General features: G+C 70.9%; 16 protein-coding genes. 15 read left to right on the top strand and 1 reads right to left on the bottom strand.

Annotated features, from left to right (window positions below):
* The 14 genes from Q0L15_RS19045 to Q0L15_RS18980 form a co-directional block, all read left to right on the top strand.
* Nucleotides 1–849 (top strand): proteasome accessory factor PafA2 family protein (locus Q0L15_RS19045; RefSeq protein ID WP_296606097.1); only part of this gene is annotated, 849 nt, incomplete at its 5' end.
* A 17-nt stretch (nt 850–866) separates the two neighbouring features.
* Complete coding sequence (locus Q0L15_RS19040) at nt 867–1,064, top strand: ubiquitin-like protein Pup (RefSeq protein ID WP_296606096.1); 198 nt, start codon at nt 867–869, stop codon at nt 1,062–1,064.
* A gap of 3 nt (nt 1,065–1,067) precedes the next feature.
* Entirely contained in the window at nt 1,068–1,919 is an 852-nt protein-coding gene (gene prcB, locus Q0L15_RS19035) for a proteasome subunit beta (RefSeq protein WP_296606094.1), read from the top strand.
* Nucleotides 1,920–1,923: 4 nt separating this feature from the next.
* Nucleotides 1,924–2,721: a proteasome subunit alpha gene (gene prcA / locus Q0L15_RS19030; protein ID WP_296606093.1), complete on the top strand. Its 798-nt coding sequence runs from the start codon at nt 1,924–1,926 to the stop codon at nt 2,719–2,721.
* Between the two features lie 153 nt (nt 2,722–2,874).
* Complete coding sequence (locus Q0L15_RS19025; RefSeq protein ID WP_296606091.1) at nt 2,875–3,846, top strand: hypothetical protein; 972 nt, start codon at nt 2,875–2,877, stop codon at nt 3,844–3,846.
* Nucleotides 3,847–3,952: 106 nt separating this feature from the next.
* A complete protein-coding gene (pafA, locus tag Q0L15_RS19020; RefSeq protein WP_296606090.1) occupies nt 3,953–5,314 on the top strand; it encodes a Pup--protein ligase in 1,362 nt (453 codons plus the stop codon).
* 182 nt (nt 5,315–5,496) lie between these two features.
* Complete coding sequence (locus tag Q0L15_RS19015) at nt 5,497–6,453, top strand: FKBP-type peptidyl-prolyl cis-trans isomerase (protein WP_296606088.1); 957 nt, start codon at nt 5,497–5,499, stop codon at nt 6,451–6,453.
* A 34-nt stretch (nt 6,454–6,487) separates the two neighbouring features.
* A complete protein-coding gene (locus Q0L15_RS19010; RefSeq protein WP_296606087.1) occupies nt 6,488–7,459 on the top strand; it encodes a WYL domain-containing protein in 972 nt (323 codons plus the stop codon).
* Complete coding sequence (locus Q0L15_RS19005; protein ID WP_296606084.1) at nt 7,456–8,448, top strand: YafY family protein; 993 nt, start codon at nt 7,456–7,458, stop codon at nt 8,446–8,448. Before Q0L15_RS19010 ends, Q0L15_RS19005 begins: the two co-directional genes overlap by 4 nt.
* A gap of 45 nt (nt 8,449–8,493) precedes the next feature.
* The gene (gene tatA, locus Q0L15_RS19000) at nt 8,494–8,778 is read left to right on the top strand and encodes a Sec-independent protein translocase subunit TatA (protein WP_296606081.1); all 285 of its coding nucleotides are present in this window, start codon (nt 8,494–8,496) and stop codon (nt 8,776–8,778) included.
* A gap of 93 nt (nt 8,779–8,871) precedes the next feature.
* Entirely contained in the window at nt 8,872–9,639 is a 768-nt protein-coding gene (tatC, locus tag Q0L15_RS18995) for a twin-arginine translocase subunit TatC (protein WP_296606080.1), read from the top strand.
* Nucleotides 9,636–10,043 (top strand): hypothetical protein, encoded by a 408-nt coding sequence (locus Q0L15_RS18990; RefSeq protein ID WP_296606078.1) that lies wholly within the window; start codon nt 9,636–9,638, stop codon nt 10,041–10,043. Before tatC ends, Q0L15_RS18990 begins: the two co-directional genes overlap by 4 nt.
* A gap of 40 nt (nt 10,044–10,083) precedes the next feature.
* Nucleotides 10,084–10,959 (top strand): diacylglycerol kinase, encoded by an 876-nt coding sequence (locus Q0L15_RS18985; protein WP_296606076.1) that lies wholly within the window; start codon nt 10,084–10,086, stop codon nt 10,957–10,959.
* Between the two features lie 10 nt (nt 10,960–10,969).
* Nucleotides 10,970–13,807, top strand: coding sequence for a DEAD/DEAH box helicase (locus Q0L15_RS18980; RefSeq protein ID WP_296606075.1), 2,838 nt, complete (start codon nt 10,970–10,972; stop codon nt 13,805–13,807).
* Between the two features lie 26 nt (nt 13,808–13,833).
* On the opposite strand, the gene Q0L15_RS18975 is transcribed toward Q0L15_RS18980, so the two are convergent.
* Complete coding sequence (locus tag Q0L15_RS18975) at nt 13,834–14,490, bottom strand: SDR family oxidoreductase (RefSeq protein WP_296606074.1); 657 nt, start codon at nt 14,488–14,490, stop codon at nt 13,834–13,836.
* Between the two features lie 86 nt (nt 14,491–14,576).
* Between Q0L15_RS18975 and Q0L15_RS18970 the strand changes: the two genes are divergently transcribed.
* Nucleotides 14,577–15,704 (top strand): FAD-dependent oxidoreductase (locus tag Q0L15_RS18970; RefSeq protein ID WP_296606072.1); only part of this gene is annotated, 1,128 nt, incomplete at its 3' end.

Here is a 15,704-nt window from a genome sequence, read left to right as displayed (position 1 = left end):
AAGCGACCGATCATCAACACCCGCGACGAGCCGCACGCCGACCCCGAGAAGTACCGCCGTCTGCACGTGATCATCGGCGACGCCAACCTCTCCGAGGTCGCGACGTACCTCAAGGTCGGCACCACGTCCCTGGTGCTGGCGATGATCGAGGACCGGTTCATCAGCACCGACCTCACCGTCGACGGCTCGGTCGCCGGCCTGCGGGCGATCTCCCACGACCCGACGCTGCGCCACCTGGTCACGCTCACCGACGGGCGCCAGCTGACCGGGATCCAGCTGCAGCTGGAGTACCTCGACCTGGCGAAGAAGTACGTCGAGGACCGCTACGGCTCCGACGCCGACCCGCAGACCCTCGACGTGCTCGCGCGGTGGGAATCCGTCCTCGATCGGCTCGAACGCGACCCGATGCTGTGCGCACGCGAGCTCGACTGGGTGGCGAAGCTCAAGCTCATCGAGCAGTACCGCCAGCGCGACGGGCTCGCCTGGGACGACGCGAAGCTGCAGGTCATCGACTACCAGTACTCCGACATCCGGCCCGAGAAGGGCCTCTACCACCGGCTCGTGGCCGGGGGTCGCATCGAGCGACTCCTGGACGACGTCGCGGTCGACTCGGCGATGCACGACCCGCCGGAGGAGACGCGCGCCTACTTCCGTGGCCGGTGCCTGGAGAAGTACGCCGACCACGTGGCCGCGGCGTCCTGGGACTCGGTGATCTTCGACCTGCCCGGGCGTGAGTCGCTGCAGCGGGTCCCGACGATCGATCCGCTGCGCGGCAGCAAGGCCCACGTGGGCGCGCTCCTCGACCGCTGTGAGACGGCGGAGGAGTTGTTCACCGCTCTCACCCGCTGAGTGGATAGGTTGGACGCATGGCACAGGAGCAGAAGCAGCCGCGCAAGTCGTCTGAGTCCGAGGCGGTCGTCGAGACCGCCCCTGAGACCGACGTCGCCGAGCGCAAGGAGGCGCTCGACAGCGACGTCGACGACATCCTCGACGAGATCGACGACGTCTTGGAGACCAACGCCGAGGACTTCGTGAAGTCGTTCATCCAGAAGGGCGGGGAGTAGGCCTTGAGCGACCCCCGCCTCCCGGCCGCGTTCCTGCAGCCGGGCTCCTCGTCGTTCTCCGACTTCCTCGCCGAGCAGGCGCCCGACCTGCTGCCCGGCCGCCGCGCCGTACCCCAGGGCCAGGCCGGCGACCTCGCGCCGCACGGCACCACGATCGTCGCCGCCACCTTCCCTGGTGGCGTGGTGATGGCCGGTGACCGGCGAGCCACGATGGGCAACATCATCGCCCAGCGCGACATCGAGAAGGTCTTCCCGGCCGATGAGTTCTCCGCCGTCGGCATCGCCGGCTCCGCGGGTCTCGCGGTGGAGATGGTGCGGCTGTTCCAGACCGAGCTCGAGCACTACGAGAAGATCGAGGGCAGCACGCTGTCGATGGACGGCAAGGCCAACCGGCTCGCCGCACTGATCCGCTCCAACCTCGGGATGGCGATGCAGGGGCTGGCCGTCGTACCTCTCTTCGCGGGATTCGACCTCGCCGCCGACCAGGGCCGGATCTTCAGCTACGACGTCACCGGCGGGCGCTACGAGGAGACGGCCTTCCACTCGGTCGGTTCGGGCTCGCTGTTCGCGCGGGGGGCGCTGAAGAAGCTCTACCGATCCGACTTCACCGCCGAGCAGACCGTGCAGGCGGTCGTGGAGGCGCTCTACGACGCCGCCGACGACGACTCGGCCACAGGCGGCCCCGATGTGACGCGTCGCATCTTCCCCGTCGTCCAGGTGATGACCGCCGACGGTGGGCGTCGGATGCCGGACAGCGAGGTGGCCGCGATCGCAGACCGGGTGATCGCCGGCCGGATGAGCAGTCCCGACGGCCCGCACGCCCCCCTGAACGCCACGACCACGGAAGGTGCGTGACCCGATGAGCATGCCCTTCTACGTCTCGCCCGAGCAGCTGATGAAGGACCGCGCCGACTTCGCGCGCAAGGGCATCGCGCGCGGCCGCTCGGTCGTGGCGGTGCAGTACGCCGACGGCATCCTGTTCGTCTCCGAGAACCCCTCGCAGGCCCTGCACAAGGTCTCGGAGATCTACGACCGGATCGCGTTCGCCGCGGTCGGCCGCTACAACGAGTTCGAGAACCTGCGGATCGCCGGCGTGCGCCTGGCCGACATGCGCGGCTACGCCTACGACCGGCGCGACGTCACCGGTCGTGGGCTGGCCAACGCCTACGCGCAGACGCTGGGCACGATCTTCTCCAGCGGCGGTGAGAAGCCTTACGAGGTCGAGCTGTTCGTCGCCGAGATCGGCGACGACGCTGCTGACGACCAGCTCTACCGGCTGACCTACGACGGTCAGGTGGCCGACGAGCACGGCTTCGCCGTGATGGGCGGCGCAGCCGACGTGGTGGCGTCGTACCTGAAGGAGCGGTATGCCGCGAACGCGTCGCTCGACGAGGCGCTACGACTCGCGGTCGCTGCCCTCGGGCACACCGCTGACGCGGAGGACCGGGCGATCCCCGTCGACGACCTCGAGGTCGCCGTCCTCGACCGCACGCGCAGCCAGCCGCGCAAGTTCAGCCGGGTGCGTCCAGCGCGCCTCGAGGAGCTCCTCGGCGAGCGCGGGCCCACCGCATCAGCCCCCGAGCCGCCCGCGGAGCCCGCAGACCCCGCGGCGTCGTCCGGTAGCGACGACCCGCCGGTGGCCCCGCCGATCTCCTGAGGCCGGTCTTCCGCCGTTTGGTCACCAACGACATCCATCGGGGCTCGGTCCCTGTCGTTGGTGACCAAACCGCCGGGGCAGTCGTCGCGGTGTCATCCACAGCTGCCAGTTGCGCCGGTTTGGTCCCGGTTGCCGGTGCGCACGCTGCAGTGCATGGTGACGAAGGACGACGATGACAAGCCGATCCGCGGACAGGTGCGTCTCGTGGGCCACCAGCGAGTGAGCCACGGGCTCTACCTGCGCCTGCGCGAGGACGTCACCGAACAAGAGCAGCTCGTCCGAGAGCTGAAGGCCTACCTGCTCCTCCTACCCAAGTCGGCGGTCTACACCCACGTCACCGGAGCGCGGCTGCGTGGCTGGCGTCTGCCGAAGCTCCCCGACCAGGTCCCGGTCTTCGTCGCGGTCGACCAGAAGGACCGCCGGCCTCGGCGCCACGGCCTCATCTGCTCTCGGCTCGTGCGACCCCGTGACCCGGCGAAGCGCCGCGGGCTCCCCGTCGAGGCCGCCGAGGAGATCCTGCTTCGGATGGCCCGAGACTTCGGTGCCTTGGACCTCGTGGTCGTCCTCGACTCCGCCCTGCGGAAGGGCGACGTGGACCCGACCCGCATGGAGGCGGTCCTCAACAGTGGGCGCCCCGGCGTGCGGGTGCTTCGAGCGGCGTACCTCCTCGCCAATCCCAAGAGCGAGTCCCCAGGCGAATCGGTGTTACGTCTGTTCCACGAGGCGATCGACGTCGCGGTCGAGCCGCAGGTCGAGCTCTTCGACGACAAGGGCACAGCGATCGGCCGGGTCGACCTGCTCGTGACCGGCACCGACCGTGCGCATGAGTACGACGGGGAGCACCACCGGGACAAGCACCAGCACCGGGTCGACATGCGGCGCGAGCGGGCGTGGGCCGGTTCGCCGTACGTCCGGTGCGGCTACGCGCTCGACGACCTGCTCAACCACCCAGCCGTCGTCATGCACGAGATCGACCGCGCCCTGGGCCGCGCCCACGTTCCGCGCCGGCTCGCGCGCTGGCGCCGTCTCGTCGAGAACTCGCTGTACTCCGAAGCTGGCCGGGAGCGGATCATGAACCGTTGGCGGCGTCAGACCGGCCTCATGGACTGGTCCCGGAGCGCCTGAGACGCCGCCTATCCACGTGGTTGGTGACCAAACCGCAACCACGCGGGCTTGCCGCCACACGCGGACAACGCCCCGCTGGCGACCAGCCTGCGCCTAGGCTGAGCCCGTGGACCGGCGGATCTTCGGGATCGAGAACGAGTACGGCGTGACGTGCACGTTCAAGGGACAGCGCCGCCTGAGCCCGGACGAGGTGGCGCGTTACCTGTTCCGCAAGGTCGTGAGCTGGGGGCGAAGCAGCAACGTCTTCCTGCGCAACGGGGCCCGTCTCTACCTCGACGTGGGCAGCCACCCCGAGTACGCCACACCCGAGTGCGACGACATCGTGGAGCTCGTGACCCACGACAAGGCGGGGGAGCGGGTCCTCGAGGGTCTGCTCCTCGACGCCGAGCAGCGCCTGCACGATGAAGGCATCGCGGGGGAGATCTACCTGTTCAAGAACAACACCGACTCGGCCGGCAACTCCTACGGTTGCCACGAGAACTACCTGGTGGATCGGGCGGGGGAGTTCTCCCGCCTGGCGGACGTCTTGATCCCGTTCCTCGTGACGCGCCAGATCATCGTCGGGGCGGGCAAGATCACCCAGACGCCACGCGGCGCCAGCTACAGCGTCTCGCAGCGTGCCGAGCACATCTGGGAGGGCGTCAGCAGCGCGACGACCCGCTCGCGTCCGATCATCAACACGCGCGACGAGCCGCATGCGGACGCCGAGAAGTACCGCCGCCTGCACGTGATCGTCGGCGACTCGAACATGAGTGAGACCACGACGATGCTGAAGGTCGCGAGCTGCGACCTGGTCCTCCGCATGATCGAGGAGGGCGTGGTGATGCGCGACCTCACGATGGAGAACCCGATCCGCGCGATCCGGGAGATCTCCCACGACGTCACCGGCCGCCGCAAGATCCGGCTCGCCAACGGGCGCGAGGCGAGCGCTCTGGACATCCAGCAGGAGTACCTCAGCAAGGCGCGCGACTTCGTCGACCGGCGCGAGATCAGCACCCCCCTCATCGAGCAGGCGCTGGACCTCTGGGAGCGCGGTCTCAAGGCAGTCGAGTCCGACGACCTCGGCCTGGTCGACCGCGAGATCGACTGGGTGATCAAGTGGAAGCTCATCGAGCAGTACCGCGCCAAGCACGGGCTGCCGCTGGGCCACCCCCGCATCGCCCAGCTCGACCTGGCCTACCACGACATCCACCGGGGTCGCGGCCTCTACTACCTGCTCGAGAAGCGCGGGAAGGTCGCCCGCGTGACGACCGACCTGAAGATCTTCGAGGCCAAGTCGGTGCCGCCGCAGACCACCCGGGCACGTCTGCGCGGGGAGTTCATCCGCCGCGCCCAGGAGCGCCGGCGCGACTTCACCGTCGACTGGGTGCACCTCAAGCTGAACGACCAGGCCCAACGGACCGTGCTGTGCAAAGACCCGTTCCGTGCCCACGACGAGCGGGTCCAGCGCCTGATCGACGGGATGTGACCCCGCCAGCCCTACGTCGTTTGGTCACCAACGACAACAGATCGGCTCGCCGGGCTGCCGTTGGTGACCAAACCGCAGGGATCGCCGACCCGCGGACCGCGATCAGGCTCCACTCAGGGTCGGGGGCTAGTGTGTGCCGCGCTGTGTCAGGTCCCACCGAGTCTCATGTGAAGGCTGATTCTGTGTCTCGACGTCTCCGACGCCTCCCCGCCGCCCTGCTGCCGCTGGTCCTGGCGACCACGCTGGTGGCCTGCGGCTCCGACGACTCCTCCGACGGGGGAGGCGGCGACGCGGCCGGGACCGTCCATGGCATCACGATCACCGGCGACATCGGCAGCGCCCCCGAGGTGAAGTGGGACGGCAAGCTCGACGTCGACAAGACCGAGACCACGGTGGTCACCGAGGGTGACGGCGACACGATCGAGGATGGTGACCAGGTCCAGGTCAACCTCTGGATCGGCAACGGCTACACCCAGAAGCAGGCCTACAGCAGCTACGACGACGGTGGGCAGGAGGAGACCGTCACCGCGAACGACCAGCTCGCCCCGGTCTTCAAGGACGCCGTCCTCGGCCAGAAGCTCGGCTCGCGTGTCGCCGTGACGGCCACCGGCGCCGACGCCTTCGGCGAGGCCGGCAACACCTCGATCGGCATCGCGCCGACCGACACCGTGCTGCTCGTGGTCGACCTGATGGGCGAGTTCACCCCGCCCACGCCCAAGGACGTCCCGTCGAGCCAGATGCCCAAGATCGTGGAGAAGGACGGCAAGCCGGTCTCCCTCGACTTCAAGGGCCTGCCCAAGCCCGAGGACGGCGGCGACCTGCTGCGCACCGTCGTGAAGAAGGGCACCGGCGCGACGGTGACCCCCGACTCCACCATCACGGCCAACTACCTCGGCATGGTCTACGGCGCGAAGAAGCCGTTCGACGAGAGCTTCTCCAAGGAGCCGCTGGTCCGGCCGCTGAACAGCCTCGTGCAGGGGTGGATCTACGGGCTCGACGGGCTCAAGGTCGGCAGCCGGGTGCTGCTGCAGATCCCCGCGGACCTGGGCTACGGCGCCCAGGAGCAGCCCGGCATCCCAGCGAACAGCACGCTCTACTTCGTGCTCGACATCGTCGACGCGCAGCCGGCCCAGCAGTAGCACCCACCGGCTCGGACACGCGAGGATCAGCAGCATGGCGGTGCACAAGAGCGAGCGACTGCTCAACCTGCTCATCATGCTGCTGGTCCAGCGCCACTACGTCTCCAAGGACCGGATCCGGGCGATCCTCTACCCCGACTCCAGCACCGAGGCGTTCGAGAAGATGTTCGAGCGCGACAAGGAGGAGCTGCGCAGCCTGGGCGTGCCGATCGAGGTCGGCAACATGGACGCGTACTTCGACGACGAGCCGGGCTACCGCATCCGGCCCGACGAGTTCGCGCTGCCCGACGTCTCCCTGACCGCCGACGAGGCCGCCGTGATCGGCCTCGCCACCCGCGTCTGGGAGCACGCCCGCCTGGCCGAAGCCACCACCGAGGCCGTCCGCAAGCTCACGGCGCTCGGCCTGCCGCTCGACGTGGGCGCCCTCGACATCGCTCAGCCGCGGCTGAGCGCCGACGAGCCGTCGTTCGACGTCTTCTGGGAGGCCACCCAGGAGCGCACCCCGGTCGAGTTCGACTACCGCCGCGCCGGCGCGACCACCTCCACCACCCGCCACCTCGAGCCGTGGGGCGTCGTGCGCTACTCCGGGCGCTGGTACGTCGTGGGCAGGGACACCGACCGCGACGAGGAGCGGGTCTTCCGCCTCTCGCGGGTGCAGGGCGAGGCTCGCAGGACCGGTGCGCCCGGCTCGTTCGACATCCCGCCCGGTACCGACGTCCGCGCCACCACCATGCGCCTGGCGCCCCAGCCGACGCTCACCCGGGCCGTCCTCCTGGTGCGGGCCGGCTCCGGCCTCGCGCTGCGCCGCGACGCCGAGAGCACCGAGCCCGGCGTGACCGGGCCCGACGACCGCACCGGCTGGGACCGCGTGACGATCAGCCGGTCCGGGCCAGGAGTGGCCGACGAGGTGCTCGGCTACGGTCCCGACGTGTACGTCGAGGAGCCCGCCTCCTTGCGTGACGAGGTCGTCCGTCGGCTCCGCGCGGTCGTGGCGGAGGCCTCGTGAGCGCGCCCGCGCCCAGCGGGGCCAAGGACCAGGTGGCCCGGCTGCTGACGTTGGTGCCGTTCCTGCACAGCCACGGCGAGGTGCGCCTCGACGAGGCCGCCGGCGCGCTCGGGATCGCGCCGGAGCAGGTGCTCGGCGACCTCAAGGTGCTGCTGATGTGCGGGCTGCCCGGCGGCTACCCCGACGACCTCATCGACGTCGACCTGGACGCCCTCGAGGGCCCGGAGGCCGACGGCGTCATCCGGGTGTCCAACGCCGACTACCTCTCCCGGCCGCTGCGCCTCACGCCCACCGAGGCCACGGCGATCATCGTCGCCCTGCGGGCGCTGCGCAGCACCGCCAGCGAAGAGACTCGCGAGATCGTCGACCGGGCGCTGGCCAAGCTCGAGGCGGCCGCCGCCGAGGGCTCGGCCGCCCAGCAGATCGACCCCGGCGAGGACCACCCCGACCGGCTCGACCTCGCACGGCTCGAGGGCGACCTGCGCGACGCGGTCGCGCGGCGCCGTCAGGTGCGGTTGTCCTACTTCGTCCCCTCGCGTGACGAGCAGTCCGAGCGCGTGGTCGACCCCCGCGGCCTGGTGTCGGCGCACGGGTTCACCTACCTCGATGCCTGGTGCCACAGTGCCGAGGCACCACGACTCTTCCGCCTCGACCGGATCGACGAGGCGACGGTGCTGGACACCCCCGTGACCACCGAGCCCGAACCGCCACGCGACCTGTCCGACGGCCTGTTCCGGCGCGCCGACGACACCACGCCGGTGACGCTGCGCGTCGATCGCGAGGCCCGCTGGATCGTCGAGTACTACCCGGTGGAGGACGTGCGCACCCGGCGCGGCGGCGCACTCGACGTCGACCTGCTCGTCGCCGACGAACGGTGGCTCCAGCGGCTGCTGCTGCGGTTGGCGCCGCACGCCCACGTGCTCAGTCCACCCGAGCTCGACCAGGCGTTCACGCGCCGTGCGCGCGACACGCTCAGCCTCTACGAGTGAGCGGGCGTACGATGACGACAACCGACACCGACGGATGAGGACCCGATGCTCTACCCCTTGATTGGAATGCCCCAGGGCGCCGAATGGCTCGTGATCCTGGCGATCGTGATCCTGGTCTTCGGTGCCGCCAAGCTGCCCGACCTCGCCCGTAGCACCGGTCAGGCGCTGCGCATCTTCAAGGCCGAGACCAAGGGCCTGCGTGAGGACGACGAGAAGTCCGCGACGCCGCCCCCGGCGGCCTCCGAGCTGCCCCCGCCGTCCCAGCCGGCTCAGCCGTCCCAGGACCTCCCCACCGCCCAGGACCGCCAGACCGACCAGCACAACGGCTGAACGCCGCCCCTCACCTGACCGCCCGTGGCCGTTCGAGGGATCCTCCGACTCTTCTCCATCCGACCCGTCCACCCCGTCGGCCCCGACGGGCGGATGGCCCTGTCGGACCACCTGCGAGAGCTGCGCGCCCGCATCCTGCGGGTCGCCCTGATCCTGCTCCTCAGCCTGATCGCCGCGCTGTTCTTCTTCGACCCGCTCTACGACCTGGTCTACGGACCCTACGAGCACGCCCAGAAGGCGCTGCCCGAGGGCTCGAGCCTCGCGACGACCAACGGCGCCGGCGGCGGCCTGATGCTCTACCTCAAGCTCTGCGGCTTCGCGGCGCTGATCGGCACCAGCCCGGTCTGGCTCTACCAGATCTGGGCGTTCATCCTCCCCGGGCTCCACCCGAACGAGAAGCGCTGGTCGATCACCTTCGTCTCGGTCGCCGCGCCACTGTTCCTGGTCGGCATCGTGCTCGGCTACGTCACCTTGCCCAAGGGACTCGAGGTGCTGATCGGGCTCAACCCGCCCGGCATCACCAACCTGGTGGAGTTCAGCGAGTACCTCCAGTTCTTCACCCGCACCCTGCTGGTGTTCGGGCTGGCCTTCGAGATCCCGGTCTTCGTCGTGATGCTCAACCTCGCGGGTGTGGTCTCCGGCAAGGCGCTGGGGGCCTACCGGCCGTGGATCATCGTCGGCATCTTCGTCTTCGCGGCGGTCGCCACCCCCTCGACGGACCCGTTCACGATGACGTTCATGGCCGTCCCGATGGTCCTGCTGTACTTCATCTCCGAGGTGATCGCGCGCGTCCACGACCGCCGCAAGGCCGAGCGGCGCCCGTACGCCGACCTCGACCCCGACCAGCCCTCGCCGCTGTGAAGCCCGCCGAGAGCCTCGACCCGGTCGACCCGTTCGACCTGCCGGAGTGGCTCGGGGAGTCCGACGTGACGTGGGCCGCCGAGAGCGGGGTGCGCCGGGGCCACGCGGTCGCGGGCCACCTGACGGGGTCCGGCCACGACCCGCTGCCGTGCGACCTGCTGGCGGTCGACCCGGCGTACCCCGTCGCGGTCGCCACCGAGTCCGTGCGCCACGACGCGCACCAGGCCTGGCGTCACGGCCAGGTGCTGACGGTCAGCCGCGACGGGCGACTCACCCTGGCCGTGCCCGGCACGTCGTTCACGGCCGACCTGGTCCTGGAGGCCGTGGGCCGACTGGCGCTCGCCGTCGGTGCCTCGGTGGAGCGCTACTCGGTGCTGCTGCGCATCGGCGTCGAAAAGCGTTAGCGGGCCTCCTCGGCGCTCGATCACCACTAGTCTCGCCGGCGTGACCGACCGCGACATCGCGCTGCTGACGAACCCGACCGCAGGCAAGGGCCGGGGTGCCCGGTTCCGCGACGTGGCGCTCGCTCGCCTGCGCGGCGCCGGCCACTCCGTGCGCAACCTCGCCGGCCGCGACGCCGGCGAGGCCCAGGACCTGGCACACCAGGCCGTGGCCGACGGCGTGGACGCGCTGGTCGTCGTCGGTGGCGACGGGATGGCCCACCTCGCGGTGCAGGCGGTCGCCGGCACCGGCGTACCGCTCGGCCTGATCCCGGCCGGCACCGGCAACGACGTGGCACGCTACTTCGGCGTGCCCCGCAAGGATCCCGCAGCCGCCGCCGACGTGGTGCTCGCCGGCCGCACCCGCACCGTCGACCTGGCGCGCAGCGGCACCCAGCACTTCGTCACGGTCCTGGCCGCCGGCTTCGACGCGATCGTGAACGAACGGGCCAACGCGATGACCTGGCCCAGGGGGCAGATGCGCTACAACATCGCCACGCTCGCCGAGCTGCGCACGTTCCGACCGATCCCGTACACGCTCGACCTCGACGGCCGCAGCCGCACCCTCGAGGCGATGCTGGTCGCCGTCGGGAACGGCCCGTCCTTCGGCGGCGGGCTGCGCATCACCGAGGGTGCGGTCCTCGACGACGGCATGCTCGACGTGGTGATCATCAAGCCGATGACCAAGGCCGGCCTGGTGCGGACCTATCCCAAGCTCTTCAAGGGCACCCACACCACCCACCCGCAGTACGAGCACCACCGGGTCCGTCGGGTGACCGTCGCGGCGCCCGGCATCGTCTCGTACGCCGACGGCGAGCGGTTCGGCGCGCTCCCACTGACCGTGGAGTGCGCGCCCGGGGCGTTGACGGTGCTCACGTAGGTTGGACGCCATGAGCAGCGCCGCGGACGACCTCAGCCCGTCCGAGCGGTACGCCGACTACCGCAAGGCCCGCAAGCACCCCGTCCTGCGCGACTTCCGCGCGCTCTACGACTTCGCGCTCGACGACTTCCAGGTGCGCGGCTGCCAGGCCATCGAGGAGGGCCGAGGCGTCCTGGTGGCGGCCCCGACCGGTTCGGGCAAGACGATCGTCGGCGAGTTCGCGATCCACCTCGCCCTCACGACAGGACTCAAGGCGTTCTACACGACGCCGATCAAGGCGCTGTCCAACCAGAAGTACCACGACCTGGTCGCCCGCTACGGGGCGGACCAGGTCGGCCTCCTGACCGGCGACAACGTCGTCAACGGCGAGGCGCCGGTCGTCGTGATGACCACCGAGGTGCTGCGCAACATGCTGTACGCCGGCTCGCGCACCCTCCTCGGCCTCGGGTTCGTCGTCATGGACGAGGTGCACTACCTCGCCGACCGCTCCCGGGGGGCCGTGTGGGAGGAGGTGATCATCCACCTGCCCGAGTCGGTCGCGCTGGTCTCCCTGTCGGCCACGGTCTCCAACGCCGAGGAGTTCGGCGAGTGGCTCGAGACCGTGCGCGGCGACACCACCACGATCGTGGAGGAGCGTCGTCCGGTGCCGCTCTACCAGCACGTCATGGTCGGGCGGCGGCTGCTCGACCTGTTCGCCTCCTCCGACGTCGACGCCGCCGCGGGCTTCGTCAAGGAGGGCGCTCCGGTCAACGACGAGCTGGTCAAGATCGCGCGCGACGACTGGGCGAGCACCCGCATCCGCGACCGCCGCAGCCCGCGGGGTCGCTCCCAGGCCGGCGCGAAGGGCGCCCCGACGGCCGGGCAACGCAACGTCGGCAACGGCCGGCGGGTCTGGATCCCCAGCCGCCCCGACGTCATCGACCGCCTCGACCGCGACGGCCTGCTCCCGGCGATCATGTTCGTTTTCAGCCGGGTCGGCTGCGACGCCGCGGTCACCCAGTGCCTCAATGCCGGGGTGCGCCTGACGACGCCCAAGGAGCGCGACGCGATCTACGCCTACGTCGAGGAGGCCTGCAGCGACCTGCCCGAGCAGGACCTGCACGTCCTGGGCTACCACGACTTCCTCGACGGCCTGACCCGCGGTGTGGCGGCCCACCACGCCGGCATGCTGCCCGCGTTCAAGCAATGCGTCGAGGAGCTGTTCGCGCGGGGGCTGTGCAAGGTCGTCTTCGCGACCGAGACCCTCGCGCTCGGCATCAACATGCCCGCTCGCACGGTCGTGATCGAGAAGCTGAGCAAGTGGAACGGCGAGACCCACGCCGACATCACGCCGGGGGAGTACACCCAGCTGACGGGCCGGGCCGGCCGCCGCGGCCTCGACGTCGAGGGGCACGGCGTCGTGCTGTGGCAGCCCGGCATGAACCCGCGCGAGCTGGCGGGACTGGCCTCCACCCGCACCTATCCGCTCCGGTCGTCGTTCCGCCCGTCGTACAACATGGCGGTCAACCTCGTGCACCAGTTCGGGCGCGAGCGGGCCCGCGAGCTGCTCGAGCAGTCCTTCGCCCAGTTCCAGGCCGACAAGGCGGTCGTCGGGCTCGCGCGGCAGCTGCGCAAGAGCGAGGAGGCGTTGGCCGGCTACCGCGAGGCCGCGACGTGCGAGCGTGGCGACTTCATGCAGTACGCCGACCTGCGCCGGCGCATCGGCGAGACGGAGAAGAACGCGAGCCGGGCGCGGCGGGCCGACCGGCGCGAGGAGGCGATCGAGTCGTTGCGGGCGCTACGCCCCGGCGACGTGATCGAGGTGCCGACCGGCAAGTTCGCCGGCCTCGCGGTCGTCGTCGACCCGGGCTGGTCCGCGGAGGGCCCCCGACCGTACGTCGTCACCGCCGATCGTCAGGCGCGTCGCCTGGCGATGATCGACTTCCCGACCCCGGTGACGGCCCTGGCCCGGCTGCGCATCCCGAAGAACTTCAACGGCCGCAACCCGCAGATGCGCCGCGACCTCGCCTCGGCCCTGCGCTCACGCACCCACGACCTGACCCCGCCGCCCCCGGGCCGCGGCGACCGCGCCGACCGCGGCGACCGGGTACGCACCCAGGTCGACGACGAGGTCGCGCGACTGCGCACCGAGCTCAAGGCCCACCCGTGCCACGACTGCCCCGACCGCGAGGACCACGCGCGATGGGCCGAGCGGTACTTCAAGCTCGACCGCGACGCCCAGACGCTCAAGCGGCGCGTCGAGCAGCGCACCAACACCGTCGCGCGGCAGTTCGACCGGGTGTGCGACGTGCTCACCGCGCTGGACTACCTCACCGAGGACGCCGACGTTCGCGTCACCGAGCGCGGCGCTCGGCTGCGTCGTCTCTACTCCGAGATGGACCTGCTCGCGGCCGAGTCCATGCGGCTCGGCCTCTGGGACGACCTGTCGCCCTCCGGTCTGGCGGCCGCTCTCTCGGTGCTCGTGTTCGAGGCCCGCCGCCCGGACGACGCTTCGGCGCCCCGGATCCCCGGCGGCGGCGTGCGCGAGGTGATCGGCGAGATGGTGAGGCTGTGGGGGAGCCTGGACGCCCTCGAGCGCGACCACAAGCTCGACTTCCTGCGCCAGCCCGACCTCGGCTTCGCCTGGGTCGCCTACCGGTGGGCCGAGGGGGACGCGCTCGACGACGTCCTGGTGGCCAGCGACCTCGCAGCGGGCGACTTCGTGCGCTGGATGAAGCAGCTGCTCGACCTCGGTGGCCAGGTCGCCGACGCGGCCGGTCCCACCCCGCTGCGTGAGACGGCGCGCGAGATGATCCAGGCCATGCGGCGCGGTGTGGTCGCCTACTCCTCGCTCGCCGACGACGAGTAGTCGTTCGCCGAACGCCTCGACACCCGTCAGTGGGCGGACCGGACGGCCTCGCCGACGGGGACGTCGCCGTTGACCAGGTTCCACTGCTTCCCGATGCTGGTCGGGACGTCGAGCACCGCGGCCACCACCGCGGCCACGTCCGCGCGCGTGACGTCGCCCCGCACGACGTCCGAGCCGAGGGCCACCCGCCCCGTGCCGGGGTCATCGGTGAGCCGGCCGGGCCGGATGATGGTCCAGTCCAGGTCGCTGGCGCGCAGGGCGGCGTCCGCGTCGCGCTTGGCCTCGACGTAGGCACGCCACACCTCGCCGGTGTCGTCGGGCAGCGGGTCGTCGACGCCGATGGCCGAGACCTGTACGAACCGGCGGATGCCGGCCGTCTGGGCACCCTCGATCGACTTCAGCGACCCTTCGAGGTCGACGGTGCGCTTGCGCTCGATGTTGCCGTCCGGGCCCCCGCCCGCTGCGAAGACGACCGCGTCGCACCCGGCGAAGGCCTCGCCGAACTCCCGTGATCCCTGGTGCTCGATGTCGAGGATGCGCACCTCGGCGCCCCGTCCCTCGAGGTCCTCGCGGTAGTCGGGGTTGCGCACCAAGGCCACCGGGTCGTGGTCGGCACGGCGCAGGAGATGGATGAGCTGACGGGCCACCTGGCCGTGGCCCCCGACGATCGCGATCCGAGTCATGCTCTTCACCGTACGAGCCGGGCGGTTGGGCAGTACCGTGCGACGTACGTCACATCAACGTTCACCCTGGGGAGGGAGGGCGGCCGATGCCCGTACGCACCGACCTGCTTGTCATCGGAGCCGGACCCTATGCCTACGCGACCGCGGCGTACGCCGGTCACCGCGGCGTCGACACCCACGTCGTGGGGCTGCCGATGGCGGCCTGGCGCGATCACATGCCCGCCGACATGTACCTGCGCTCGGGGCCCGACTGGCACCTGGACGCGACCGGCGAGCACACCTTCGCGGCGTACTTCGAGGACCGCGGACTCGACCCGGCCGACCACGACCCGATCCCTCTCGACGTCTTCCTCGACCACACGGACTGGTTCGCCGAGCACAAGGGCCTGCGGCCCGACGAGCGTCTCGTCGACTCGCTGAGACCGTCGTCGGGCGGCCCGGGCTTCGTGGCCTCGATGGCCGACGGCACGAGCATCGAGGCGGACCGGGTGGTCGCCGCCCCGGGCGTCGGCTACTTCGCGCAGCTGCCCGACTGGCACGAGCAGGTGCCTGCCGAATGTCGCTCCCACACCAGCGAGCTGGTGGCCTTCGACGACCTCGCGGGAGCCCGGGTCGCGGTCATCGGCGGCCGGCAGAGCGCCTACGAGTGGGCCGCGCTGCTCTGCGACCACGGGGCCGCGCGGGTCGACGTCGTCCACCGCCACGACACCCCGGACTTCGCGAAGGTCAGCTGGGGCTTCGTCGACGAGTACGTCGAGCAGACCCTGGCCCACCGTGGCTGGTGGCGCCAGCTCCCGGCGGCGGACCAGGCCGCGGTGGCACGCCGGTTCTGGGAGGTCGGGCGCCTGACCCTCGAGCACTGGTTGGTCCCGCGGCTGACACCCGACGTGGTGCACCGCCACCCGCGCACGGAGGTCGACTCCGTGACGGCGCAGGGGCCGGCCGTCGTCCTGGGGCTGAGCGACGGGTCGACGCTGGAGGTGGACCACGTGGTGTTCGCCTGCGGGTACCGGGCCGACCTGTCCCAGGTGCCGTACCTCTCGGGCGTGCTCGACCGGGTGTCGGTCACCGACGGCTTCCCCGATCTCTCCGAAGGCTTCGAGACCAGCCTGCCCGGGCTCTACGTGCTCGGCTTCGCCGCGACCCGCGACTTCGGGCCGTTCTACGGCTTCACCAAGGGCTGCCCCTCGGCCGCTCGGCTGGTCGTCGACGAG

This window comes from Nocardioides sp., assembly GCF_024509035.1.
Classification (GTDB): Bacteria; Actinomycetota; Actinomycetes; order Propionibacteriales; family Nocardioidaceae; genus Nocardioides.
This window is presented reverse-complemented; position numbering and strand designations above follow the sequence as displayed.

Coding starts and splice junctions, on each gene's coding strand:
- Q0L15_RS19025 (WP_296606091.1), top strand. CDS start 2,875: ATGGTGACGAAGGACGACGATGACAAGCCGATCCGCGGACAGGTGCGT.
- tatC (WP_296606080.1), top strand. CDS start 8,872: ATGGCCCTGTCGGACCACCTGCGAGAGCTGCGCGCCCGCATCCTGCGG.
- Q0L15_RS19040 (WP_296606096.1), top strand. CDS start 867: ATGGCACAGGAGCAGAAGCAGCCGCGCAAGTCGTCTGAGTCCGAGGCG.
- Q0L15_RS18980 (WP_296606075.1), top strand. CDS start 10,970: ATGAGCAGCGCCGCGGACGACCTCAGCCCGTCCGAGCGGTACGCCGAC.
- prcA (WP_296606093.1), top strand. CDS start 1,924: ATGAGCATGCCCTTCTACGTCTCGCCCGAGCAGCTGATGAAGGACCGC.
- Q0L15_RS19010 (WP_296606087.1), top strand. CDS start 6,488: ATGGCGGTGCACAAGAGCGAGCGACTGCTCAACCTGCTCATCATGCTG.
- Q0L15_RS18975 (WP_296606074.1), bottom strand. CDS start 14,490: ATGACTCGGATCGCGATCGTCGGGGGCCACGGCCAGGTGGCCCGTCAG.
- tatA (WP_296606081.1), top strand. CDS start 8,494: ATGCTCTACCCCTTGATTGGAATGCCCCAGGGCGCCGAATGGCTCGTG.